Source organism: Halanaerobium sp., from assembly GCF_003070835.1.
Genome location: NZ_QBLR01000210.1, coordinates 1 through 5912, shown reverse-complemented (window position 1 = coordinate 5912; position 5912 = coordinate 1). Strand labels below are relative to the sequence as shown.

At 27.8% G+C, this 5912-nt stretch carries 5 protein-coding genes; all 5 read right to left on the bottom strand.

The window, feature by feature from the left end; genetic code table 11:
* Positions 1–333: 333 nt before the first annotated feature.
* Complete coding sequence (locus CI949_RS15540; RefSeq protein ID WP_290767944.1) at positions 334–1479, bottom strand: glycosyltransferase family 4 protein; 1146 nt, start codon at positions 1477–1479, stop codon at positions 334–336.
* Positions 1480–1505: 26 nt separating this feature from the next.
* On the bottom strand, positions 1506–2618 hold the full coding sequence (wecB, locus tag CI949_RS15535; RefSeq protein ID WP_290767942.1) for a non-hydrolyzing UDP-N-acetylglucosamine 2-epimerase: 1113 nt from the start codon (positions 2616–2618) through the stop codon (positions 1506–1508).
* A 28-nt stretch (positions 2619–2646) separates the two neighbouring features.
* Positions 2647–3960, bottom strand: coding sequence for a nucleotide sugar dehydrogenase (locus CI949_RS15530; protein ID WP_290767941.1), 1314 nt, complete (start codon positions 3958–3960; stop codon positions 2647–2649).
* 42 nt (positions 3961–4002) lie between these two features.
* A complete protein-coding gene (locus CI949_RS15525; RefSeq protein ID WP_290767938.1) occupies positions 4003–5109 on the bottom strand; it encodes a glycosyltransferase in 1107 nt (368 codons plus the stop codon).
* 23 nt (positions 5110–5132) lie between these two features.
* Positions 5133–5912, bottom strand: a 780-nt coding sequence (locus CI949_RS15520; RefSeq protein WP_290767935.1) for a hypothetical protein, incomplete at its 5' end; no start/stop codon positions are given.

Below are 5912 nucleotides of genomic sequence, written 5' to 3'. Positions count from 1 at the left end.
AGATAATTCTTTGCTATTTCTAGAATCTATAACCAGTCAACTCTAAAATTTCAGAAATCTGTTCTGAAATTCCATCAACATTAAGTTCAAAAACTGGAGTACCTAAAGTTAAAAATTCTAATACATGCGTAGAAAAATTATTATCTACAGAAGTAATACAAAAAAATCAACATACTATAAATATATTCCCATTGGTTGATTTAAATATCTATATTATCAAATTATTATTCATATTTTTTTAAAAGAAGATTTTTTAACTTAATCATCTAAACACTTTGACAGGCATAGAAACATTATAATGTTTCTATGCCCACTCATTTCTAAAATGTTGACTTATTCTAAATCATTATATAATTTATTTATCTGATTTTTATATTCTCTATCAGATAAAATTTCTCTATTACATAAATTATTTTCTTTAATATATTCATGATTTTCTATCAATCTTTTCAAAATGTTTGCTGCTTTCTTGAAATTGTTTTCTGGATAAAGATTATCATTATTAATTACTCTCTCTCTATTAGATTTATGATCTTCCATTATTACTGGACAACCACAAATTTGAGCATGAATTGAACTTAATGTAGTTTGTTTTGGGAAAATCATTATATCACTCGCTGAAAAATATTTTCTCAATTCTCTAAACGGTTTTGAGTCTTCAACTCTATATTCTAATTCAAAGTTAAGAGAATTTAATTTTCTATTAAATAAATTCATATATTTTTTATTTTGAGGACCAATAAATAGCAAACTAATATTATAAGTATTTATAAATTCTTTATCAAGTTCATTAATAATATTAATTAATAAATCAGGTCTTTTGGATTCATTTAATTTTCCAATATATGAAATTACAATATTATTATCTAAATTAAATTTTTTTCTTATTTTTTGACGTTGTTTCTTGTCATAATACATTATATCGTCATTAAAGCCATGAGGTAAAAAATCTGTTTTTTTATCTTTTATTCCAATATTGTGTAAATATTCTAATTCTTCATTACCTAAAGCATATATCTTATGATATTTATCTGTCTTATTAATAATATTTGCAAAAGTCAACTTATAAAAAAAATAAAATGGTTTCCGGAATTTATTTTTTGCTGCCACCCAAGACATATGACAATCTCTAACAATTTTAAAATCCTGTTTTCTTTTTAATAATATTAAATCTTTAAAATCAGCAATACCATGCATAAATATCACATCAGGTTTTATGTTTTTAATAGTTTTAATAAAATCTTTTAATATTAATCGACTAGATAATTTAAACAAAGATTTTAATCTTATTATTTTTACATCTGTTTTATTTTCAAATTTTTCATCTTGACAAATATCTACTTTCTTGTGAAAAGGAGACATATCATCTGAAGTTATAAGATATACTTCATTGTCAAAGTCTTTAGAAGCATATAGTAATTCATTTATTTGATACCCAGCTGTAGGATCAAAGTAATCTTCAACATGAATTATTTTCATAAAATTTCACCTTTTTTTATAATGATTTAGTTAAATTCTATCAATATTTTTCTTAAAATCCTATCACTTGCTTTTCCATCACCATAAGGATTAGATGCCTTTGACATTTTATCATAAGTATTCTCATCATTTAATAACTCATTGGCTTTGTTATAAATATTTTTCATATCTGTACCTACTTTTTTTACAGTTCCAGCATTAACAGCTTCTAGTCTTTCGGTAGTATCTCTTAAAACCAATACAGGTTTACCTAAAGAAGGTGCTTCTTCCTGAATTCCACCTGAATCTGTTAAAATTAAATATGATTTATTCATCAGATTAATGAAAGGCTCGTAATCAAGTGGCTCAATTAAATGTATTCGAGCTGCATCTTCAAATTTTTCAGCAGCCAGTTCTCTGATTACTGGATTTAGATGAACTGGAAAAACAACTTCAGCTTCACCATTTTCTATTAAGATATCATTGATCGCATCAAAAATATTTTCCATAGGCTTACCCAGATTTTCTCTGCGGTGAGCTGTTAATAAGATAATCTTTTTGTTTTTAAAATCAATACTTTTTAATAATTCATCTTCAAACTGATAATTATCATCTACAACATCTAATAAAGCATCAATAACTGTATTACCTGTCACAGTTATTTTTTCTGAATCAACATTCTCTTTTAAAAGATTTTCTTTTGCCAATTCAGTTGGAGCAAAGTGAAGATCTGCAATAACTCCTGTAAGATGCCTGTTCATTTCCTCAGGAAAGGGAGAGTATTTGTTATGGGTTCTAAGACCTGCTTCAACATGACCCACCTTTATCTGCTGATATAAGGCTCCCAGAGAGGAAACAAAGGTAGTGGAAGTATCTCCGTGAACTAATACTAGATCTGGTTTTTCTTTTTCATATACTTCTTTAATCCTCATTAACACTCTGGCAGTTACTCCACTTAAAGTCTGTTTGTCTTTCATAATATCTAAATCATAATCAGGTGTGATCTCAAATAATTCTAAAACCTGATCCAGCATTTCTCTGTGCTGTGCAGTTACTGTTACAATTGTTTTTATATTTTTTTCTTTTTCTAAGGCTTTAATTACTGGCGCCATTTTTATTGCTTCCGGTCTGGTACCAAAAACAGTCATTACTTTAATCATTATTAACCTCCATTACAATAGCGAATATTTATTTATCGAGTTCCTCTACACCATATTTTTTATGCCAGGCATAGTCAGAATAATCTCCTATTTTGATAACTTTAAACCCTGCTTTTTCCCATTTTTCTTTATCTAAGATATTTTTAGTATCATAAACTTTAGTATTTCTCATTTCAGGAGCAAGTTTTGCTGGATCTATGTCTTCAAATTCATTGTGATCGGCTCCAATAATAATGATATCTGAACCTGAAACTGATTCTTCTAATTCACTTAAACCATATTCGCTTTTTTGAGGTTCTGAAATATGAGGATCATAAATACCTAAGTCAATGTTTTCTGATTCAAGTATTTCTATTATTTCAAGTACTGGACTTTCTCTTAAATCATCTACATTCCCTTTATAAGTTATGCCAAAAATAGATATTTTAGGATCACCGATGCCAAATAATATTTCTTTTACATTTCTAACTACAAATTCTGGCATACTATCATTGATATTTCTGGATAATTCTATCATCTTTGCCTTTCCTGGTGCACTTTCAACTATAAACCAGGGATCAACTGCCAGACAGTGACCACCAACACCAGGTCCTGGGAGATGAACATTTACTCTTGGGTGTTTATTTGCTAGAGCTATTGCTTCCCAGATATCGATTTTATTTTCTTCTGCTATTTTAGCTAGCTCATTTGCCAGAGCTATATTAACATCACGATATGTATTTTCCATTAATTTTACCATTTCAGCTGTTGTTGCATCTGTTATGTACATATTAGCCTGAACAAAGCTTTTATAGATTCTTCTTGCTTTCAAAGCTGATTTTTCATTAATCCCACCGATAATTCGATTGTTATTAACTAGTTCCTGAATGATTTGACCGGGTAATACTCTTTCTGGACAGTGAGCTACAAATAGTTCTTCTCCTAATTCTAAATTAGCATTTTCTAAAATAGGTAAAACCACATCTTCTGTAGTTCTAGGAGCAATTGTAGATTCAATTATAACCAGGTTATCTTTTTTAAGATAGGGTAAGATACTTTCGGTTGCATCTTTTACATATTCTAGATTTGCAGTTTTATTTTCAGTTAACGGTGTTGGCACAGCAATAATAAATACATCTGCTTCTACCGGTTCTAAAGAAGCACTTAAATTACCTTCCATTACTGCACCTTTAACCATTTCTTTTAAACCAGGTTCTTCTATATGAATATCGCCATCATTTATCGTATCTATTACATGGTCCTGCACATCTACTCCGACTACTTGATGACCATTTACAGCAAACATGGTTGCAGTTGGCAACCCTATATAACCAAGTCCTATACAACAAATTTTATTTGACATATTTAAGTACCTCCCAAAAAATCAAAACAATTAGTAATCATTTTAATATCTAATATTAAAATAATCAAATATCTTTTTAAATCTAATAAACCAAGTGTGCTCATTTTCTGCACGCTTTCTGGCTGCTAATTTCATTTTTTTCCTTTTCTTATTTTGCTTTGGATTAAGATAAAATTTTGCTTTTTCAACGAGCTCTTGATCGTTCCTATAAAAAATTATTTCTTTATCCTCTTCAAAATAATTTGATATCTCTTCAAAATATCTACAGAACTGTAATCCCCCACACATTGGAATCTCAAAAGTTCTTAAATTAATGACATTAACTGGAGATTTTAATATACCTGTATTTCGTGCAGATGTACTAGATAAAGATAATGCAAAATTCGAATATATTTTTGATAAGTTATTAAATTCAACTTGACTTTTCACTTCCAAAAAATCACTATTTAATTCAAGCTTGCTTGATGGCAATAAATTCTGTTTTAAAGCCCCAAGAATAATTCTGCGACCAATATCAAACTTTAATAAATTATATATTGATTCTAAATTTGAAAATAGTTTACTATAAATTTTTCTTAAAATATTTTTTTCATGTTTAGAATCAATTTTAGTAAATAATGTAGTATTTATTCTATTATTCACTAAATTATTTATCATATTAGTTCTACTCCCATATGGAGTTCCAACAAAAGCAACTTTATTTATTTCACTTTTATAACTGGGATTAAAAAAATGAGGATTTGCTGCGTACGGCTGAACTATTATATTTGCTCCCCATTCCTCAAATTTGTTTTTGGTCTCTTTTGAGGTAAGCCATACTAAATCAAAATATTTTGAAATGCTTTTATGTCTATAAGGAATTAATAAATTATCAAAACATATCAATAAAGTTGGAATGCTTTCCATTTTGATTTGTTTGAGTGTTTCTATATAAAGCTTTTCTTCTCCATAAGGTGTCATGAATAAATCAATGTCATTAACTTTTATATGTTCTAATAATTTTTCATTTGCTTCATATATGTTTCTGAAATCATTTGGACTAAAAACTTTAATATTGCAATTTTTTTTCTCTAATTCATCAAAAATGTGAACTTGCTGCCACATATCCATATAAGTTTCTTTATTTTCGAAATAATATAAAATTTCCACTTTTTTTACCCCTTACATATTTATCAGTTCCAAACATCTCTTAATTCTGGATATTCTTCAATTATATTAGCTAATTGTTTATCATTTAAATCTTTATCCACATTTATAGAATTTAATGACCCGCTCTTTGCTGTTAATAAATTAGCATAATCTATCGATGTTTTATTAGTTTTGACAGTTTTAACTTTATTAATAGTAGCCATTGATTTTAACCAAAGATCATCTGCTTTAGGACAAATACTCTTTATTTTATTTTTATCGAACACATTATCATTTAAAGAATTCGGGGGATATAAAACTCCTTCACATCCAATTGGAATTAAATTAAATGAAGGGCCTTTATATCCTGGAGATCCTGATTCCCATTCTTTATATGGAGCTATATTGCCATTCTTACTGGTAATGAGGTGAGCAAGGTTGCAACAAACTGCTTTTGGATATTTTTTATGTGCATTTAATAACTTTTCAACTAAATTTTCAGGATAAAAAGTATCATCATCTACAGTTATGATAATACTTTCAGGATAACATTTCATTGAATAATAATATTTTTTATGAGAACGCAAATTTTCACAAAATTTTATTTCTAAACCATATTCTTGTTGCTCTAACAAGTTATTAGGTAAATCATCTATTGAATTAAATTCTGACTCAGCTAACCAAAGAATTATTTTGTTAGGTGACTTAGTTTGTCTTAGTAATGTTTCAATAACTATCCAAACTTTATCTATTCTAGCAGGAAATGAAGTTAAAGAAATAATAACATTCTCATTCGTTTTATTATTTTTATAATTATTATCTAT